Below are 21,225 nucleotides of genomic sequence, written 5' to 3'. Positions count from 1 at the left end.
AAAGACAGGAAATTTTATGGAAAAAGCTCTGCAATGTCCTAAGTGTGGTTCTACAGAAATTGAAGCACGTGACCATGACAAATTACTTAGAACAACTGGCGGTGTTTTATTAACAGCTGCTGGCACAACGGCAGGCACTGTAGGTGGTGCAGCCACTGGTGCTACTGTTGGAGCAGCGATTGGTACTGTTGCTGGCCCATTAGGTGTGATTGTTGGTGGAACTGTAGGAACTTTTGTCGGTGCAATTAGCGCAGGTATTACTGGCGGTGTAGTTGGCAATATTTTTGGTAAAAAAGCGGGCGTGATGATCGATAAAAATATTTTTCAGGATTATCGCTGTCTAAAGTGTAAATATCGCTTTAAGCAAAAGAAGTAATAGTTACTTAAGTTAAGCTCAGGTTTAATTTATTTTTAAAGTAAGGAAAGTAAGTAATTTGGGCATCTTTCCTTACCTAACCAAAAAGGTAATTACCATGAATTATTATGCCAAAAATAAGACCTAAGTAAATGATTTCAATGTTAAAAGTCAAGTTTTATCACTTTATTTAGCAATCATTTTCAATTTAATATAGCTTATTTTGTATTAAATACACCTTCACTTATTAATAAAAAATTATAATCAACAGTATATTAAAACCTCTAGCATAACTTTTATGCTTAGAGTAAAACATTCATTTTATGAAAATTTTCAATGGTTCAGGATATAGCACATCACTTTACTAGCAGAATTAAAAGTTTTAGCATATAAATTCCAATTTAGGATTTATGCGATAATGTGAAACCCACTCTTTAATTAATTGAGGACTATCTTCTTTATTAATAAGTTTTATTGAAATCTTATTTTCACTACTACTCAGCACATACAAATTTAAAATATATTCATTTTCTGGGAAATTAAAAGGTTGATTTATTCTCTTACATTCTTCAATAATTTTTCGATTATTTATTATTGACTCCTGCACAATGATATACAATTTACCTGAATCTTCCTTAAAATCTATAAAAAATAAGTTTTCGTTTCCAAATAAAATTTCAGTTTTTTCACTATTATTTAAATACAAATCATAATAGTAATTATTATTATAAGTTATTCTATCAACACAAACTTTGCTTGAAAGAAAACAGTCATATTTATTATCTACATTTGATGATTTATTAATATTGTATAATATAAAAATCATAAAGAAAATTACTACCAAAGATAAGATGTGTATAGCTTTCATATCCAACTCCTAAAGGAAAAAGATATATTATCTTTTCCCTATTTATATTAATGTGGTTTACAAGCTGGACAATAAGGTTTACCTGTAAATTTGAATTTAAATCCTTGGTTAATTACATTAGTTAAACCATTTGATGCTTCTCGTGTACCAATTACAGTACCCCAATTTCTTATCCCAGTTTTAAAATCAAAAGCACTACTAGCCTTATGTTGTTCAAAATTATAATCATTTGGTAAGAATGTTCCATCTTCCCTTATCATTAATTGCCCATGAACCCAATATCCTTTCGAACTTTTGGATGGTTTACTGATGAAACCTTCATCAACCCATTGACCAAAATGATTTCTGTAACCATTTGCCCGAACAGGAAGAATATATTGCCCTGTTTTTTTAATTTTTGTCCATTCTCCATTAGGTGTTACTCTCAGCATTTCCGCATCAATTTGTACATCGGTACCTGGACCATCATTAAATAATAAATGTTGATTAAAACTAATATAAGTCCGGTAAATTAAATGATCTTAATCCCCACTCTTCGAATAAACTAGCTTTATATGCACTATCACCTTTATAAGCTTCGAAAAATGAAAAGTTATAACTATCTAAACCACTCGAATCTACATGAGTTAATGAGTTATTATCTGCATACACATATGGATTTACTCTACCCTCCAACCCGATTGGATCAGGCCCTATGTAATAGCCAAGCTCAGGGTTATAGTAACGATTTGAGTTGTAGTGTAAACCAGTAAATTCACCATAATAGTGAACAAAATGCAAATTAATTTTTAATAAGCCTACCTACAAATGTGCACAAAAAGCATTATTTTTTTCAAATAGTAAATAGTACTTCTAACAATAATATTTACAAGCACCTGCAATAATACATACAAGTGCAAGGAAATAAATTAATTTAATAAAACAGATAATATTCAAAAAGCTGCAATTAATTTTATTTTGACATGAGGCATAGTTATGGAGTATTTAGTGAGTGAATAGTTTCTTTTTCAGGAATATTCCATTCCCTTTTTACTTCCAAAATAGAACAAGAGTCTTGAAAATTTGTCCAACTGTATTCCAAGATCAGATCCTTATCATAACATCTATATGTAGCCACTCCATAGTCTTTTTGATATAGACCTACATAAATCAAATTAGCATCTTTAATACAGTTTGCATGATATTTATTTTTTGCTCTATTAATTGGATCAATTAAATTAATAGCATTTAGATTAATACTATTAATTTTCCCATAAGAACAGGATTCCATTATCATATTCTTTTTCTTCATAACCTCCCCCAAATATAATGCTTTAAAAATTTGCTTATATTTAATAAATGTATAAATTTTTGTTTTAAAATCAAAAACAAAAAATATCAAAACAACCAAAATCAAAATATATTTAAAATATTTCACAATTTCCTCCGTAGTGTAGTGGGTTACACTACACTCAATATTTGTTTTATTACTTCCATTTTCCAGGTGTTACAAACCAATAGGTTCTTGGATAAGATACAGGCATTTCTCCATTATAAATATTATTTCTATAACTTACAGAAGGGTTACTACCTAAAACTAAACCAAAAGTTTTAATTCCTGTATTTTCAAAAAAACGGCCATAATCTGGTTTCCAACTATATGTGTCTGGAAGAAAAGTTATCACTCCTGTAGCCAGATAACTACCATTTGGCTCCTTATTAATAGTACCTGACACATCAGCGGCTATTTACTGATAAATAGCATGGTTTTTTTAAATTTATTTTAATTAATTTTACTTCTCATAAATTTTTAGTATTACTAATATTTTTCTAATTTGACAACAACGGGGATATGCTTTTTTATTACCTATATATGTATATATTAACTTTATTATTATATTTAGTCATTTAGCTCTATTTTTTTAGCGTATACACCTAAAATACTGTTATTTATCACCTTTCACTACTTTGTATATATGCTTTTACAGTGCTAAACCTGTAAGTCTTGCGCCGAAATGCTGTTAACAAGCTTCCAAAGGTGTCTGGTGTGGATAGATAATAAGGTCTTATGATCGCAAACAGTCGCCTTTACCCTCCATTTTGAAAGGTAAAAGGCAGGGCGTTAACAGTGTTTTTTATAAAGAGGTCTCATAGTCTTAGGGCTACAGCATTTAAATATCCTTGTGCCACAGGGTGACCTACGCTGCAGAGCATAGTAGAGATATAAGCACGGCTCAGCGCTGAAGTAAATTGCCTAAATTAACTACAAATCAGTCCACGTTTGTATCTACACTTGCTATCTGATAAATAAGAAAGAAATTGCTACTAAAATCACATAAGCATTCATTAAATTAACCAATGTATTACGCTTGAAAACCTTCCCTCTAAGCACCATAAATTGTGGCAAATGAAAACCACCCGAGAGTGGTTTTTGAGTCACTAAGGTTTATCTTCAGAATCACATAATACTTCTTGATCAATATTGATCAATTGGCTTAGCATCCAAGAATCTTTTTCTCCCTCATACAACTCCAATTTATAATCAAGCTTTTCCTTATCAAGCATCGATACTTTATAAAACCTTAATCTCCAATTTTCAATTGAGTATTTATTTACACTTAAATCTTTACATTTACTAATATTCACAAGATATTGAAATGAGCAAACAATAGAGTCTTTTGAATACTCCTTACAATAATTCCAATATCCATTTTCACCTTTTGGATAAATATAGTGATTATTTATCCATGATTGATTTTGGTCAGAAGAGATTTCTTTATTATTAATAAATAGGGAACGTTCAACAGAATTTGAATATTTGAAATTCGAAATACAAATAGAGCCATTTAAGTAACAAGAAGTATTGGAATTATATACTTTATAAAGAAAATATATAACACACAATCCAATAATAACTAATACAATACGTTTCATTATTTTGCTCTTGGTGCTGGTATGTCTAACACGCTGTTATTTACTGCCTTTCACTAGTTTGTATATATAATTTTACAGTGGTAGTACCTGTAAGCCTTGTACCAAAATGCTGTTAACAAGCTTCCAAAGGCTGTCTGGTGTGTGATAGATAATTAAGATCGTATGATCGCAAACAGTCGCCTTTACCCTTCATTTTGAAAGGTAAAAGGCAGGGCTTTAATAATGGTTTTTATAAAGAGATCACATAACCTTATAGGCTACGGCACTTAAATATCCTTGTGCCACAGATGACCTATGCTACAGCGCGTAGTATCACGACTCAGCGCTGAAGTAAATTGCCTAAATTAACTACAAATCAGTCTACGTTTGTATCTAAACTTGTTATCTGATAAATAAGAAAGAAATTGCTACTAAAATCACATAAGCATTCATTAAATCAACCAATATATTACGTTTGAAAACTTTCCCTCTAAACACAATAAATTGTAATATTTTCCAGCCAATATAAATTAATAGTGTAGCTCCTAAGTAGTACAACATAATCATACCTAGAACCCAATCGAAATATCCTTCTCCAAAATACTTTAATTGAACATAATCAATTAAAGGTATAGAAATTACACCGACCATTAATAGCGACTTTGCTATTGATAAAATCTCATACCACTCTAGCTTTAACATTTATCTTAGTCCAATTTTATATAGATAATTGGCTAAGTCCTGACGCCTAGCATTACCAACTGCTCCTGATGGAGCATAATAAAAATGTCCATCATTATACGTTTTCATTTGTGAACCAAGCATAGGGACGGCTTTTATCAACTCCCAATGACTCATTCCTGCATATAATGGATCACCATGTGCCCCTAAGTCTATAGTTGTAACTTTGCCAATATTCTTAGTAGATCGTAGATCGTTTAAATAACCCGATGAAATTGGTGAACCAATTAAAACTAAATTATCAACTTTAACATTATTTTTTGCATAGTATGAAGCAACATCTGCCGCCACTAAAGACCCATACGAATACCCAATAAGGTTTAACTGCTCTGATGGATTTATTTTATTCATATAACTGGGTAAAGAAAGATCATCATTAAGAATATTATTAAAGCCATATCTTAATCTATTAACCATAGCAGCATCTAGTAAGTTCCCACCAAAAGAATAATCTTGTGCCTTTGCTGCGTAAACATTACTAATTCCAGCCTTTAAGAATGCCCCTATTTGGTTGTTAATATAATCACCATTTATTCCCGCACCACCAAAGTATACGGTTTCCAATCCACTCGGATCGACATTACCCATAGGATTATTATCTGCATACACATATGGATTTACTCCACCTTCCAATCCAATTGGATCAGGCTCCATATAACGACCAAGCTCAGGGTTATAGTAACGATTTAAGTTGTAGTGTAAACCAGTAAATTCATCATAATACTGACCAGGGAAACGTAAATTAAATTTTACAGAACCTGTCGGTAAACCTGCACCAAAAGCATTACTTTCCCACTGCCAAACTGCAGTATTCGTACTATTATCAACTAACATACGTGGCGTAGCATTACGATCTGTCACAACCGCATAGGTTTTCCCGGCACCAGCTCCATAAATTGCAGCTACAGGGCGATTTCCCATCCAAACATATTCGACTAATGGCACACCTGTTGCTGTATATTCACCAATTAAATTACTATTTTCATCGTAAACAAACTGAACAGCTCCTTCATACCATCCGCCCTTCATACCTACGGTACTATATGCACGCAAAGTACGCTCATTTTTATAATTGTATGCCATGTAGTATTGATTATTTGCACCACCAGAGTAACGCATTTGACCATTACCATCATAACTAGATAAGAAAGGAGCAAAACGGAGCTCTCCTGTAGACAAATAATTACCAGAAAGAGATCCTGACTGCACTTTACTTGTGAGCCTATTTGTAGCTGATCCTATAGTGTAAGTCACTATTTGTGCATTTCCAGATCCATTTTTACTCGTTTTAGTTATTAAATTACCATTAGCATCATAACCATATGTCCAACTATTCTGAGTTGCTGAACCTATAGAAGTTGATTCACCAGTTAATCTATCATTCCTATCATATGAGTAATTCTTAGTTTTATTATTCAGATTTTTTATTGTCAGAACTCTTCCATCTTGATCAGTACTATATTCTTCTGAATATAATGCAACATTGTTCTGACTTAAAAATTTAACTGCTTTTATAGGACTAGTTAGGGCTTTTACCTCATTATAATCTATTACATATTTTGCATTAGTATTTGCAATACTCCACGAATTAACTTGACCAAAATTATTATAACTAACATTAGTCACAAAAGGATTACCCGCTACTGATATTGAAGCAATACGCCCTTTTGTTCCTTCATAATTATAATTAATTACACGACCAGAGGGCATTGTAATGGACTTAATTTTACCAGCAATACTATAACTATATTTTACGTTTAAAGGTGAACTAGTTCCTCCCCAAGCTGCAATAGCTTTATTAGTTTGATTTTTCCCTATAACTCGATCTAAATTATCATATGTATATGTTGTATCAACTCCTAAATTACTATTTGAAAATACTTTATCTAAATGTCCAAAACTAGAACTATCATAGGTATATTGATAATTATAAGCATATGCAGGATCAGCATCATTTTCACTACTACAAGTAATATTTCCTATCCGCCCTATAGAGTCTATATTAGAATAATTACATATACGACTAGCATGTGACTTACTAACTATTTGATCTGCTTGATTATATTTATAAGATTTAGTTCCATAGTCATTATTAATCTCATCCTTAACAAACTTATCATTTATATAATTAAATGGACTTGAACCAGAATTTACTGCATCTTTAGCTGCTATTAAATTACTTGATTTATCATAATTATTTGTATTTACTTTACCTTCTGCATCGGTATGTGAAGTATTACGATTAAGTGCATCATATGTCCATTTTTCTATAAAACCTAATGAAGATTGGGTCTGTATAAGATTTCCATTTGGATCATAACTAAGTGATTTAGAATAGTAACCTGAAACATTACCATTAGAGGTACGCGATATAAGACCTTGTGTATTTATCTCATTAGTACTTAAAAATGCTCCATCCGTTGATTTAATTACTCCATTATCAAAATATGTTTGAACATTAACAGTTCCATCAGGTAAAGTTGTTCGAACTAATTGTCCTATTGAATCATAAGCGTAAGTAGTAACTTCATTATCAGGATTAGTCTCTGAAATTTTACGTTTCAAATAATCATACGTATAACTTGTTATAGCACCTGTAACATTTCCAGTCTCACCACCATTTCCTGTAGCTTTTGACTGTAAAGTTCCGTCTTGATTATATATAAATTTATCTACTAATCCTGATGGGTAGATAATCCGTTCAGGCTGAGCAAAGGTATTATAGTTAAGATATTTAGTAACTATAGATCGATTATTTACGTTCTGAGTCATCGTTGCTCTATTACCAAAGGAATCATAGGTAAATGAAGATGAATCATTCACATCCGCACGTGGTCCATCAACACTGCTAATAAGACCATAATCAGCATTATTAGGATTACTATAATAAGAATAGGCAATTGTTTTACTAGTACCACCTTTCGGATAAGAGATTACCTGCTGTACGATCCATCCATTGGTATTAATACTATTGGTGACCTTTTGTCCATCAGTCACAATCAGATTGGGGGTTGGATATCTATTTTCAGCACCATCTGTAAGTACTGTATAGTTATAAATCGTCGATTGACTATCTGTTGTGCCAGAGGCAATTGTTTTTTGGCTAAGACGGTTAAGTTGATCATAATTAAATGTCGATACGTTCCCATTTAAATCAGTGATTGATTTCAAACGATGCGTAAATGGATTAAACTGTACTGAGCGAATAGGAGTGGAACCACTCAACAGCCCTGGATAATTACCCTGAACCGTCATAGTTGCTGTTGCTGATAGCATAAGTCCCAATTCAGCTTGATTATAAGTTCCAGGTAGTGAAGCTCCTGTCATAGTATAATCCATAGCCTGATCTTGACCATTGATTGTAAAACGATTTGCAAATTCTCCTCGAATATCATTCCATGCAGAAATACTTCTTTGAGTTTTTTGATTATTTAGTGGCGTATAAGCTGTAATTTGTGTGGTATAAGCTAAAAATACTGATGTAGTATTATTATAAAATTGCCAAACATTTCCATATTCATATTCTCTTAAAATATTCTTGTTTTGATCAATTACTCTTTTCAAAATTGGATAATTTCCCTCACTGGAATCCGAAATTTTTCTAGATGTATTATCCAAAACATATTGAATCCAATAACCTCTAGATTGATCTTCATATTGGAAAGTAAAATTTCCTGCAACAATTGAGTTAATAGAAGAAATAGTATAACGGGTTTCTGTTTTCGAAGGGTCAATGATACTCTTGACTTGATTTTCAAGATAAGTAATGTTCGATCTCTGAACACTTGAACCACTAATGAGTTCAACACCTGTAATTAATTTACGTTCAAGATAAGTTTGATTAGAGGATCCAATTTTCTTATATTCTCTAAGAATATTAAGCGTATTATTTCGATTATCTTTAACCTGAACTAGATTATAACCATTATCATATGATAAATTTAATTTTCGCCCATCTTGATATTGTATTTCAGTAAATTTGTATAAATAACTCGGAATAGTAGTACTACCAAAAACTGATTCCAAATTTTTGTAAATTGAAGCAGTATACTTAACACCATCTTTAACAATAACAATAGAGCTATTTACTTGTTTAAAAGAGATATCTCGTAAATTTTCTGAATAAAAGGTTTTAGCTTCAAATTGCCCTGCTCCACTATGATAAATACGTTTTAGCAGTTTACCTCCCTCATTCACAACTAAATATTTTTCACTACTTCCTGGTAATTGAATTATGAAAACACTCGTATTAACTGAAGGGATAGTACTAGTAATTACAGAACCGGAATATTCATTCGTCCAGTCCGCGACTCCACCTTCATCTAATTCCTGGTATAAATTTGGGCCATTCTCCCCCTCTAATCGTAAGGTTGCATGGTATTGCATTGTAAATGGCAAATTACCTTTTACTAGAGGAATATTTTGAGTAACTTTTCCACTTAGTAGGTCGTAACCTTTTGTAGCTCCCTGTATACCTGGTTCAATTGCTAAATTATTTGTAAGTGCTGAATAATCAGTACCAGCCGCAAAACAAATAGATAAAGATAGCCAAGTAATTAACAACAGAACAATCTTATTAAAAATTATCTTCAATTTTATTCATCTTCTCACCAAATATATTATATAATTTAAACAATTGTTTCAAAAATGAAAAGGTATATATGAAAAAAAAATATTTTATTATTGGCGGTGTCTTTTTATTGCTAATTGTTAGTATAATTTACTACAATTTTTATAAAAATACTGACGATCAAAAAAATGTTAAATTTAGACCTGATACTCAGCAGGACACTCAAGTCAAAAATAATGAAATGATGATTTCTAAATCATTAACTAATTTAATGAATGCACAAACACAAGATAAACCACTGAAAGAAAGCGATTTTTCATCTAAAACCACCTCTGATTCTGGTCTTTCAAATCAGTCAGGCACAATCACATTAAAAAGATAATTAATTAGATGTATTAATTATAATTAGCCCACTATATCTAGATAATTCAATTATTCAGATACGGTGGGTCTTTTAAGTTTTTCTTTAAACAATCGCTTAATTTGTACATTATTAAATCTATATTAATTGCAATTAATTCATTAAACTAACAAATCAATACCTTCGTTATATTCTAATAAAAAAATATTATAATAAAAAGCAAAAAACTTAAGATATTAAATATATTCTTAAAAGTTATCTTTATAAAATTTAAATATAGTTTTAAGAAAAAGTTAATATCTATCTAAGTTAAGCTCAGGTTTAATTTATTTTTAAAGTAAGGAAAGTAAACAATTTGGTCATCTTTCATTACCTATGTTTTCCTCTAATTTATCCTAAAGTAATGAAAAAATAATCTAATAATTTTTCTCTTTCATCTGGCTTGTTTGGATCTAAAAGCTGAACGATTGCCCCATCAATCACAAACAAAAACATGTGCGCATCTTGTTTTGAAGCATTTGTATTGATTGTTAAAAGCAAATTGTGGATTTCATTAATGAACCAGTTTCGATAGTCAACTACGGTCTGATAGGCCTTTGGATGTGTTTTCGAAATCTCAAAAATAGCTTTGAAAGGTAAATGGTAAAGCCCATCTAAGTCGGCATGTAAAAAGTAAATTTTGCGAAGCTTTTCAAGCATCGTTAAGTCTTTTTGAACATTAATAATCGACATGACCTCATGTTTAAGGCCATCTGTTTGAAAGGTTAAGCTCATTTGAATTAGCCTTTCTTTTGAATGAAAGTAGTTATAAAAAGTCGCTTTTGGGATTTTCGCCGACTCAATAATTCGGTCAACCCCGACATTGTGAAAGCCATTGTTGTTAAATAGATATCGGGAAGTGTGAAGCACACTTAAAGCACGAAATGGGAGATCTGAATGTGGCATAGTTTTACCGTTATAAAATAAATTTTTGTTGTATATAAATGAGATAAAAATGCCTTTACTCTTTTTTAAGCAAATAAAAGGCATAGCAAAGCCCATAAAGACTGTGCTTGGCACATCTCAAATTTTATTGTTGATGAAGTTTTAAGTGATAAAGATTTAAAGCCTAAAAAGCCAAATGACTTTCAAACTGCTTTAAAATTTTAAGTCGTGTCGTTATAGCTTTTGGCAAAGGCTGCCAAGAAATAATGAATGTGCAAAGCCAACTCCTTATTATTGGGAGTTCTGCCAAATCATTAAAATTATGGTGGCAGAACGAGAAAGGGTTCGCGGACTTGGTAATACACAAGCACACCCGAGGGTGTCCCTCTCCCGTCCTGAACTGCACCCCATAAGTTAGACTTTTTAAACTTATAAGGTGTGCATCCAATGCCAGTTCCAAAGCATTCAAAAGAGTTAAAACTAAAAGTAATTAAAGCCTATTTAGATGGGAGTAAAGGCTATAAAATCCTTTCCAAAGAGTTTAATGTAGATCTCCAAACCATCCGTTTGTGGATTGAAAACTATAAGGCACATGGTACTGATGCGCTGAATGTTAAAATTAAAAAAACTTATTATTCTCCAGAATTTAAAATCAATGCGATACAAATGCTTCTTGATAAGGTACCCGTAAGAGAAGTCAGAAGGCGGTTAAATCTGAGTGGGACGTCAATTCTAAGAAGATGGCTAGCCCAGTATCATAAAGAAGGGATTGCTGGGTTTAATACTAAACGGACTTATACCAATATGACTAAGCAAGATAAAATCAAAGTAGTTAAGCCAATCAGAGATGATAAAGAAAAGTCTCAACAAGAACTCATTGATGAACTTACAGCTTTACGCGCAGAGGTCGCTTTTTTAAAAAAGCTAAAAGCCTTAAAACTGAAGCAGCGTACTTAAGTTCAATTTCTACCGCAGACAGTGTTCAAGTTATTTCAGAATTAAGGCAAATTTATCCATTAAAGCTATTACTTAGTATTGCCAAGATAGCCCGTAGTACTTATTTCTACCACATCAAAGCTCTACGCTCCAATGATAAATATACTGAGTTAAAACAGAAGATTAAGTCTATATATCACAAGCATAAAGGATGCTATGGCTATCGTAGAATTACTCTTGCTCTGAAAAGTATAGGAATAATGATCAACCATAAGTGTGTATATCGCCTTATGAAAACGATGGGGCTTAAATCGCGTATTAGAGCATTAAAATATCGCTCATATAAAAGTGGTTGTGTCGGGATGGTAGCTGATAACATTTTACAACGGCAATTTAAAGCAAATCGTCCCAACCAGAAATGGGCAACGGATGTAACGGAATTTAATGTTAACGATGAAAAACTTTATCTATCCCCAGTTATAGATTTATTTAATGGGGAAATTATTACATTCAGAATCCAGCGCAAACTCAATTATGAGTTAGTCAAAGAGATGCTCATTCATGCTTTGGCTAAACTTAAGCGACATGAGAAACCAATACTTCACTCGGATCAAGGTTGGCAATATCAAATGGCTCATTACCAACAGCAATTAAAGCAACATGGTTTAATTCAAAGTATGTCTCGTAAGGGAAATTGTTTAGATAATGCTGTAATAGAAAGCTTCTTTGGAATATTAAAATCCGAGTGCTTTCATGGTGAAAAATTTCAATCAATTGATGAATTAGAGAAAACGATACAAGAGTACATTCATTATTATAATCATGAGAGAATCAAAGTGAAGTTACAGGGTTTATCCCCTGTACAATATAGAAAGCAGTTGTTAAAAACTGCTTAATTAACTGTCCAACTTTATGGGGTCAGATCAGAACGGGAGGGGGCACGAGGGTGCACACACCAAAAGTAAAAACCTTTAGTGCTCGTTTGAATCAGCCTGTCAAAGCCGGCTGGCAATGTGGCCAGCAGACAAAGGATAAGCTTCACATTTATTGCAGTCAAGCACACAAAACGACATTTGCTTTAAAATAGATCATTAAAAAGTAAGGATAAATAATTAAAATTTATTGTTAATTTGGAGTTTATAAAGTGACAGAAGTTGAGAACAAATTAGCGATTTATAGATTTTTTGATTTGGGTTTGTGCCCATATTTCGTATAAGGGGTACTAGGTTAATTGAAGAAAATTATAATATTAATAATAATCTCTAAGGCTAAAAAATTAATGCTAACGAACACTCATCAAGACTATATAAATAAGGTAAGTAAAATACTTGAAGCTTTGGAAGAAAAAGGAGAAATAATGATTCTTTCACAATCTTCCGAAATAATATCGAAACTGATAATCCACTCAATTGCAGAAGAAACACTAGAAAAGAGACTAGAAAGTGATTTTATTATTGAATGTGACATTCCTTATTTACTTGAAACTATCTCATCTCAATTGAGCTCAATATTTAAAGAAAATAAAGAAAATGCAGATGGAATTGTGAATCAATTTTATCATAATTTATTAAGTAGATTGACTAGGCAGCAAGTTGCAGAGCTTTTACACCATGAAGGAGCTTTTGAAATAGCCTTACGATCATACTATTCAATAAAATTGGAGAATGAAGATTATTTAGATTTAAACTATCTTGATTGGCGAAAACAATATTATTCTCAACTAAAATAATAAGAGGCTTTATATAAAATAAAAGGTGTTTTCCTCCCCTTCCACTGCAGATGGACACAAGTGGTATTGTTGTTTGCTTTTCATTCTATTTCCTTCCATTTATAAAAAATATATAATGTTCTCAATAGCTTTCTAATTATCTATTACATTCAATCAAGATCATTTAGTTTCAATAAAGAGAATAAAATGCAAGAACATGCTTTACCCTCATCTCCTCAAAATTTGAATGAGGATCAAAATATTACGTCCCCACCAATTTCTCAATCAGGAATTTATCATTTTAAGTTTCATGGTAAAGCTTCAGAATATTTTGGAATCTGGATCGTTAATATTCTTTTGACTATTATTACTTTAAGCTTATATGCACCATGGGCTAAAGTTCGTCGCTTACGCTATTTCTATGGCAATACAGAATTTTTTGAACGCCGCTTTGATTTTACAGGGATTCCAACCAAGATTTTGATTGGACGTTTAATTGCATTAGGAATTTATACCGTATTTGCAATTTCATCACAGTATTCAATAGTTGCGACTGTGGTTGGGTTAGTTGCATTATATACAGCAATACCTTGGCTAATTCGCGCTACTTTGCGTTTTACTGCAAGAAATAGTAAGTTCGGCAACGCACGTTTTTATTTTGGTGGAACGATAAAAGAATCTTATAAAGTCTTTCTTTTGAGTATATTGGTATATATTTTCACATTAGGAATCTTTACACCTGTAGCTATTTGGCTATATAAAAAATATTATCTAAACAACTTATATGCTGGACAATTAAATTTTAAATTAAACGCGAAATGGTCTGCATATATGGCTGCAGTTTATATACCAGTTTTTATTGCAATTGGTATAATTGCTATTTTTTCAATCATTTACTTTGCTATTGCAGGAACAGTTTCTGGGTTCTCACCGAACGCTGTAGTCTTCGGAATGGTTATGGTATATGCATTTATTGGATTATTTATTTATCCATTAATTGCTGCACGTCTTTTTATTACGACATGGAACAATACGACAGTTGGAAATAGTCAATTTAAAACAGACTGTAATCAATGGCGTTTTGCATGGATTGTAGCTTCAAACTGGATTGTAAAAATCTTAACCATAGGCTTAATGTCTGCTTGGGCTGCAGTTCGTATTCACAAATATCAGATTGAATCGATGAGTTTAATTTTATTAGATGATCCAGATCAAATGATGAATCTCGCTCAGCAAGAACAAAGTGCTTTAGCTGAAGAAATCAGTGATATTTTTGATATTGACATCTCTTTATAATAATTTGAGTTTAATAATTTATGTCCCAAGCAGTAGATATCATTTTCTATGATGGCATAGTGTCTAAACCTCACCGTGCTCAGATTTCAGCTCAATCTAAATCTGAAGTTCTAATTCGGTATGGTGAGCAATTAGAACAACAACGTCATTATCAATATACTGATATGAAATTGATTGGTGCGCTGGGACAATTACACCCAGTGATTGAATTATCTGATGATGCACGGATTGAATTTCATAGTGCATTACCTGAATGGTTTAATTACACAACTAAAAAGGTTCAACATTCGATCTGGAAACTTGAACGCTCTCCGAGTCTTATTCTTTTTAGTGTAATTTTTGTGATTACTTTCGCGATCAGTCTAGTGAAATGGGGTGTTCCAGCCACATCCCATTATCTTGCTTTTCAATTACCTGAGAATACTTTAACGAAACTAGGTGATGAAGCCGAGAATTATGTATTAAATAATTGGACTGCACCCAGCCAATTAGCACAAACTCAAAAAGACCAAATTACTAAACAATATTTGAATATTATTGCCGAAAACAGACCAGCCAAATTAGTCTTCCGTAAAGGCGATCATTTAGGAGCAAATGCTGTAGCGCTACCTAATAATACGATTATCATCACAGATGAACTGATCAAAATGGCACATACTAATCAGGAAATCTTAGGCGTATTAGCCCATGAACAAGGCCATTTGGTTTATCGCCATAGTTTGCAACAAGGGTTAACTAGTTTAGGCCTAAGTATATTATACATTGCAATGACAGGAGATAATTCAGACTTATTTACGTCCTTACCTGCCGCTATGATAGGTGCAAATTACTCACGTAAATTTGAGTCAGAAGCCGATCTATATGCTTTACAGCTGATGGATAGGAAGCATATAGAAGTCTCGCACCTCGCAAATTTCTTACAACGTTTAAGCGATACAACAGAAGAAGGTATCGATAAAAAAAATCAGTCCAACTCACCAAACTCTCAAGAAGAATCTTCAGCTAATAAACTATCTACAGCTGTGCTTGATACTTTATCCTCTCATCCTGCAACTGAAGAGCGTATTCGAATGGTTCATGATTTTGAGAAAAAACAACATGCTAAAGATTAAATAGTAGAAAACGAGGAGTCAGTCCCAAGATACTATGAAATATAAAGTTAAGCTGAAATCTCAATCTGCTTAACTCAATCCAAATTTCCATATGAGTTACTAAGTACTAAAACTTTTTTAAAAGCGCTCAAAATAATTTATAGGCTCATAGAGTCTATCTAGAAAATTTATGGTCTTTAGGAAGTGGAGCATCACATGGTTGATCCGTCTTTACATTGACCATTTTCACAGGCCCGTCGTTGTAGATTGTTACCTTACAGCCTTTTACGACATATTCTTGTTGAATGCCACCGTACATTTCATCCTCAGAAACAGCAGATGCAACATCACATGCCTCGTCAACACGGCATATATCCTCTTGACCACCTACAGCTTCTGCTCCAGCAGCTTCCATTACATCTACAGCACTCTCCTGTACGTCAGCATCTACAACCTGTATTTTTGCTGCATATGTATTTGAAAGATTTATCATAAGAAAAATTGCAAGAAAGAACTTACTACTGTGATTTATTAAATTCATGAATTATCCATATCTCTTAATTTAAATTTGGCACATAACAGGCGATTTTACTTTGCAATTTAGTGATGCAAAGGGGTTTATATTATAAGGAGCCATTTTACCCATAATTATACATATAGCAGCAATAGTTGACCCGAAAGAATTCTTCAAACAATGACAAGATATTGACCATTATGAAGATGCAATTAACTACAAAATATAGAATTAAACTGAAATCAAAATCTGCCTAACTCAATCCAAATTTCCATATGAGTTGCTAAGCACTAAAAACATTCACATAAAAAAAGCCCCTGCTTTTAACAGGGGCTTTTCGAATTTGGCTGAAGCAGTGAAATCCTAATTCAAACTAAGTATTGATGACATGGCTTTGTGCAATTCATTGTCCGCCGATTCAACTTTATTGCTTTGCCAAGCAATATAGCCGTCTGGTCTGATCATTATGCAAGCATTTTCATCATTACCCCAAGAGCGAGAAAGTTCTCCATAAGAGTCTTCAACGTCTCTTTTTGGACCTACCTGTATAACGTTAATATCCAAGTTAAGCTGTTTATTCAGGTTGTCTACAGCAAGTTTCCATTTATCGCCTTGTAACCAACAGAACAGCGTAAACTTTCCATTTCCGATTAAGTCTAAAGTTGATATTTTTTTATGATTTTTGACTAGCCATGTATGAGGGAGTTTATGACCAGAGGTAAATGAGGGATAATAATGAAGATCTTCATCTCTACTAGAATCTATTCTATTTTCAATAGCAGACTCTGCTCCAATAATTGCAGATGAATGATACCGTACGTTAGTTTCTACGCCTAAGGCAGCAAATTCATAAGCTTTATATTCAATTGCAGATCTTAAATCACGGCGTTTAACAGCACCTTTTTCATTACCTTCGCTTAAGGCATTTATGCTTCCTTGCATCGTCTCTGTACTGTACTTTCCATCTAATTCTAAAGCAGAAAATATTGTAGAGAACTCTCTAACACTTTGATTTGCTCGTTTAACAATTCGCTCACCAACAGGTGCTCTTTCATCATTAAAACTGTCTAATAAACCACTACCCGCTTTGTCATTTAATACAAATGCTAATTTCCAACATAAGTTATAAGCGTCTTGTATAGATGAGTTTGAACCTAGTCCATTCGAAGGTGGATGACGATGGACAGCATCACCAATGCAGAAAACTCGACCTTTCGAATATTGCTCTGCATACATTTCATTTACTGTCCATAACGACTTGCTACTTATGCTTATTTCAATGTCGTTATCGCCAATAAGCTGTTTGCAAATTGCAATCGCTTCATCATCAGTAAGAGAGGGTTCTTCCTTTTCAATATCGTATCCCCAAACAATCTGCCACTCATTCCAAGGTCTAACCATACGCAGCAACCCTAGCCCAATCCCGCCAATGTTTGCTCCAGGTTGTATAATCCACCACAGGTATCCAGGTCGATGCGAGACGTATTTGGTTAAATCGGCTTTAAAAATAATACTGATACTGCCATTTTTCCCCATTTTACCTGCCATAGGTAAATCTAAATCTTTTACAACTTTGCTGCTCGACCCATCAGCTCCGATTAAATACTTACAACGAATTAAGTATGTTTGTTTAGTTAATCTATCTAAAACAGTGACTGTTACACCATCCTCGTCTTGTACATGAGATAAGTATTCCGTATCAAATCTTGGATGACTCCCTCGTGATGCTGCATTTGAAAATAAAATAGGTTCAAATAGGTGTTGAGGAAGATCACACTGTTCACAGGGACTCGCTTTAGCATATTCTGACATTCTTTCTGGATGATTCATTCCATAAGGAAAGCGTCCAATTTCATCACCCGTTAAAGATGTGCAATAAACAACATCTCCCATAACTTCTTTTGGTGCTGCTTTTGCGATTACTTCATCAGAGATCCCTAAATCTCGAACAATTTCCATAGTTCTTTGACTGATATAATGAGCACGAGGACTGTTTGCCAGCCATCTATATTTAGTTATTATGATATTTCTAATTCCATAACTACTTAACATAAGTGCAGCAGAAGAACCAGCTGGACCACTTCCAACAATTAAAACATCAGTTTCTAACATTTTTATCCTATTACTTACATATTTTTGACAGCTAAATAGTTACTACATACATTTAAAGCAAATAACCATTTTGAATATAATATTGCTTCTAAAAACTCTTTTAGATCATGGAGGTAAAAACTTCACAACATTAAGGATTAAATAAGTCTATAAAAGTTATAAAGCAGATTTTTAATCAAGTCTTTTTACATCAACATAGTTCTATCTTTTAATAAATATGACAAAGTTTAAATAAACCAATAATCTAGAGTGTAAAACAAATATAACATTTGAGATTTATTGGTTGCATTGGCAAATCTCTGCATATTTTATAATTCGGAAAAATAAAATTTACCTAACTTTTATAAACTCTTTGCTAATAAATAAAATTCATATTATCAATTCTTTAAAATTTCTTTCGATACTAATAGACTTAAAATCACACAATCATTAAATAAAACTAAAAAATTCTGCTAAAAACATGATGAATGCAGTTACTTATAATATTAATTTTTTAACAATACAAAGATTACAAATCATCCGATTATTCATTAATCCATCATTAGCCATTCTTCCCTTACATTAACTACATATAGATAATTTCATTGTTCAAAATAATCTAGTGAATCACTCATAAGTAGAACGAAGTTTTTCTTTCAATCTTTCTTCTAACAATTACAGATTCATTAAAGAGAACTATTTGCTGAAGAGAGTCATATTCAAGTTTTATATTGACCAATTTATATTTAATCAATATTGAAAATATAGACATAAAAAAAGCCCCTGCTATTAACAGGGGCTTTTCGAATTTGGCGGAAGCGGTGTCCGTCTAACAACAGTCTTATACAGTCCAATAAAATAAATAATAATTATATAATTCAATATATTAAAACAAAACCAATCCAATACAGTATTGCAAAATCTAGCTCTTTCCAATATTCTTTGAGGGGTAGGTTGTGGGGTAACAGGTTAGATGCCAAAAAAATCTAAAGAGCTTTCAGCACTCAGTGTATCAAAAATTAAAGAGACTGGACGACATTCTGTAGGGGGTGTTGATGGCTTATGTTTGAATGTTGAAGGTAATTCTCGTGTATGGATTCTACGCGCTACTTTTGGAAAGCACTTTGGTGAAAATGGAAAGCTAAAACCACATCGCCATGATATTGGTCTTGGTCCCTACCCTGAAGTTTCTTTAGCTGAAGCACGAGCAAAAGCTACTGAATTAAGATTACAAATCCGAAATGGAGTAGATCCTATTCGGCATAAACAGGAACAACGCGAGGCTTTACTTCTTAAAGAGCAGCGTGAAAAAACTTTCCGTGAATGCGCCAAGATTGTAATTGAGAAGAAAACACGTGAGCTGAAAAATGAAAAACATATTGCACAGTGGTCATCTACTCTAGAAACCTATATCTATCCTGTTATTGGTGATCGGGTGATTGGCTCTATTACTAAAACGGATATTGTTGCAGCACTTGAGCCTATCTGGATAGAAATACATGAAACTGCAAAACGGGTTCGTGGTCGAATAGAAACTATTTTCGATTATGCTAAGGCTATGGAGTATTTTGTTGGTGATAATCCTGCAGCATGGAAAGGTAATTTAGAACCCATTCTTGGTAATCTAAAACAAGAGTCCAGACCTCATCCTTCATTACCGTATATGCAAGTGGCTGCTTTCATTCATGACTTGAGACATCGAATTGGAATTTCTCCCAAAGCATTAGAATTTGCCATATTAACGGCTTGTCGCTCAGGTGAGGTATTTGGTGCATTATGGAAAGAAATCGACTTTAAAAATAAAATCTGGATTATTCCTAAAGAACGAATGAAAGCAGATAAAGAACATCGAGTTCCTTTATCACAAGCAGCAATTAGATTGCTTGAACTACTTTATCAAGAAAATCATCCTCAACCAGATGACTTTATTTTCCCTGCTCCACGCGGCGGGATGCTATCCGATATGTCTTTAACAACCTTAATTAAACGAATGCATGACAAGAAATTAAAAGAAGATGGTATTGGCTATATTGATCCTAAGCAAAATCGAGTGATCACGACACATGGCTTCCGTTCAACTTTCCGTGATTGGTCAGCAGATAAAACAGATTACCCGCGTGAGGTCTGTGAGCATGTATTAGCACATAAGCTACCTGACGAAGTAGAAGCCGCATATTTACGTGGAACTTATCTTGAAAAACGTAAAGGATTAATGGAGGATTGGGCTAATTTCTGTAATGCTTAGCAGATTAAACTACATAATCTCAGACTCCTGCCTTATTAGGTGGGAGTCCTATTAATGTTATGCGATAAACAATTTAAAATATAGTTGATACTTTAAATAGATCTGTCACCAGGCAGAGAGCAATTCTCTACCTGACTAACTTCCTAAATAGAAGATAAATCTTTCTCAGTTATCTGATTAGTTAATTCATAAATCAGCAGAACACTCATCAAAATACAACGTGAACATCAGAATAACTATCGTTAGCGTAGAAAAGACTTACTAAAGAAGCTTGCTTTTTCTTAAATGCGCCTTAGTGCCTTAATATAAACAACATAAAATTTTTTAAATTAAGGACTTAAAGTAAAATAGCATTCCTAAAACTAAACTAGAATACCTAACTATCTAGGACACAATTTACAAAACTAACTTTATTAAGCCCCTTAATGACCGCCACCATTGATTGCTTTAGTCATATCTTCCACAACTTTCTTCGCATCACCAAAGATCATCATTGTTTTTTCGTTATAGAACAAATCGTTGTCCAGACCTGCATAACCTGTTGCCATAGAACGCTTAATCACCATGATCGTACGCGCTTTATGTGCTTCAAGAATCGGCATGCCATAAATTGGTGAAGTTGGATCATCTTTC

20 protein-coding genes are annotated in these 21,225 nt (G+C 32.9%); 8 read left to right on the top strand and 12 right to left on the bottom strand.

Annotated elements, in window-relative coordinates:
• Window positions 1–16 precede the first annotated feature (16 nt).
• A complete protein-coding gene (locus tag FY048_RS11470) occupies window positions 17–376 on the top strand; it encodes a hypothetical protein (RefSeq protein ID WP_016141827.1) in 360 nt (119 codons plus the stop codon).
• Window positions 377–737: 361 nt separating this feature from the next.
• Here FY048_RS11470 and FY048_RS11465 read toward each other — a convergent pair whose 3' ends face one another.
• The 8 genes from FY048_RS11465 to FY048_RS11430 all read right to left on the bottom strand — a co-directional run bounded on the left by FY048_RS11465 (window position 738) and on the right by FY048_RS11430 (window position 9,419).
• Window positions 738–1,223 (bottom strand): hypothetical protein, encoded by a 486-nt coding sequence (locus FY048_RS11465; RefSeq protein WP_446091205.1) that lies wholly within the window; start codon window positions 1,221–1,223, stop codon window positions 738–740.
• A gap of 47 nt (window positions 1,224–1,270) precedes the next feature.
• A complete protein-coding gene (locus FY048_RS11460) occupies window positions 1,271–1,654 on the bottom strand; it encodes a hypothetical protein (RefSeq protein ID WP_446091204.1) in 384 nt (127 codons plus the stop codon).
• A gap of 61 nt (window positions 1,655–1,715) precedes the next feature.
• A complete protein-coding gene (locus FY048_RS11455; protein WP_446091203.1) occupies window positions 1,716–2,003 on the bottom strand; it encodes an RHS repeat-associated core domain-containing protein in 288 nt (95 codons plus the stop codon).
• Window positions 2,004–2,196: 193 nt separating this feature from the next.
• Window positions 2,197–2,640 (bottom strand): hypothetical protein, encoded by a 444-nt coding sequence (locus FY048_RS11450; protein ID WP_446091202.1) that lies wholly within the window; start codon window positions 2,638–2,640, stop codon window positions 2,197–2,199.
• A 49-nt stretch (window positions 2,641–2,689) separates the two neighbouring features.
• Window positions 2,690–2,938 carry a hypothetical protein gene (locus FY048_RS11445; protein WP_446091201.1) on the bottom strand — a complete coding sequence of 83 codons (249 nt, stop codon included), beginning with the start codon at window positions 2,936–2,938 and terminating at the stop codon, window positions 2,690–2,692.
• 703 nt (window positions 2,939–3,641) lie between these two features.
• Window positions 3,642–4,136 carry a hypothetical protein gene (locus FY048_RS11440; protein WP_446091200.1) on the bottom strand — a complete coding sequence of 165 codons (495 nt, stop codon included), beginning with the start codon at window positions 4,134–4,136 and terminating at the stop codon, window positions 3,642–3,644.
• A gap of 381 nt (window positions 4,137–4,517) precedes the next feature.
• Complete coding sequence (locus tag FY048_RS11435; protein ID WP_446091199.1) at window positions 4,518–4,817, bottom strand: hypothetical protein; 300 nt, start codon at window positions 4,815–4,817, stop codon at window positions 4,518–4,520.
• Window positions 4,818–9,419 (bottom strand): RHS repeat domain-containing protein, encoded by a 4,602-nt coding sequence (locus FY048_RS11430; protein ID WP_446091198.1) that lies wholly within the window; start codon window positions 9,417–9,419, stop codon window positions 4,818–4,820. It abuts the gene before it with no gap.
• Window positions 9,420–9,517: 98 nt separating this feature from the next.
• Between FY048_RS11430 and FY048_RS11425 the strand changes: the two genes are divergently transcribed.
• A complete protein-coding gene (locus FY048_RS11425; RefSeq protein WP_446091197.1) occupies window positions 9,518–9,808 on the top strand; it encodes a hypothetical protein in 291 nt (96 codons plus the stop codon).
• Between the two features lie 369 nt (window positions 9,809–10,177).
• Here the strand turns inward: FY048_RS11425 and FY048_RS11420 are convergent, their stop codons facing one another.
• Window positions 10,178–10,732, bottom strand: coding sequence for a TetR/AcrR family transcriptional regulator (locus FY048_RS11420; RefSeq protein ID WP_446091196.1), 555 nt, complete (start codon window positions 10,730–10,732; stop codon window positions 10,178–10,180).
• A gap of 426 nt (window positions 10,733–11,158) precedes the next feature.
• On the opposite strand from FY048_RS11420, the gene FY048_RS11415 reads away from it, so the two are divergent.
• From FY048_RS11415 to FY048_RS11395, 5 genes are all read left to right on the top strand, one after another.
• Window positions 11,159–11,668, top strand: coding sequence for a transposase (locus tag FY048_RS11415; RefSeq protein WP_446091195.1), 510 nt, complete (start codon window positions 11,159–11,161; stop codon window positions 11,666–11,668).
• Window positions 11,669–11,673: 5 nt separating this feature from the next.
• The gene (locus FY048_RS11410; RefSeq protein WP_446091391.1) at window positions 11,674–12,543 is read left to right on the top strand and encodes an IS3 family transposase; all 870 of its coding nucleotides are present in this window, start codon (window positions 11,674–11,676) and stop codon (window positions 12,541–12,543) included.
• 335 nt (window positions 12,544–12,878) lie between these two features.
• The gene (locus tag FY048_RS11405; protein ID WP_446091194.1) at window positions 12,879–13,376 is read left to right on the top strand and encodes a hypothetical protein; all 498 of its coding nucleotides are present in this window, start codon (window positions 12,879–12,881) and stop codon (window positions 13,374–13,376) included.
• Window positions 13,377–13,562: 186 nt separating this feature from the next.
• Window positions 13,563–14,651 (top strand): YjgN family protein, encoded by a 1,089-nt coding sequence (locus tag FY048_RS11400; RefSeq protein ID WP_446091193.1) that lies wholly within the window; start codon window positions 13,563–13,565, stop codon window positions 14,649–14,651.
• Window positions 14,652–14,671: 20 nt separating this feature from the next.
• On the top strand, window positions 14,672–15,763 hold the full coding sequence (locus tag FY048_RS11395; RefSeq protein WP_446091192.1) for a M48 family metallopeptidase: 1,092 nt from the start codon (window positions 14,672–14,674) through the stop codon (window positions 15,761–15,763).
• A gap of 154 nt (window positions 15,764–15,917) precedes the next feature.
• Here FY048_RS11395 and FY048_RS11390 read toward each other — a convergent pair whose 3' ends face one another.
• Both FY048_RS11390 and FY048_RS11385 read right to left on the bottom strand, forming a co-directional pair.
• Window positions 15,918–16,235, bottom strand: coding sequence for a hypothetical protein (locus FY048_RS11390; RefSeq protein WP_446091390.1), 318 nt, complete (start codon window positions 16,233–16,235; stop codon window positions 15,918–15,920).
• 384 nt (window positions 16,236–16,619) lie between these two features.
• Window positions 16,620–18,368, bottom strand: a complete 1,749-nt coding sequence (locus FY048_RS11385; protein ID WP_446091191.1) for an FAD-dependent oxidoreductase — start codon at window positions 18,366–18,368, stop codon at window positions 16,620–16,622.
• Window positions 18,369–19,320: 952 nt separating this feature from the next.
• Here FY048_RS11385 and FY048_RS11380 point away from each other — a divergent pair.
• Complete coding sequence (locus tag FY048_RS11380) at window positions 19,321–20,592, top strand: tyrosine-type recombinase/integrase (protein WP_446091190.1); 1,272 nt, start codon at window positions 19,321–19,323, stop codon at window positions 20,590–20,592.
• Between the two features lie 422 nt (window positions 20,593–21,014).
• On the opposite strand, the gene FY048_RS11375 is transcribed toward FY048_RS11380, so the two are convergent.
• A partial coding sequence (locus FY048_RS11375; protein ID WP_446091189.1) for an NAD(P)(+) transhydrogenase (Re/Si-specific) subunit beta occupies window positions 21,015–21,225 on the bottom strand: 211 nt, incomplete at its 5' end.

Source organism: Acinetobacter sp. 1124_18A, assembly GCF_052824995.1.
Note: the sequence above shows the minus strand (reverse complement) of the source record. Positions and strands in the feature narration are given on the sequence as shown.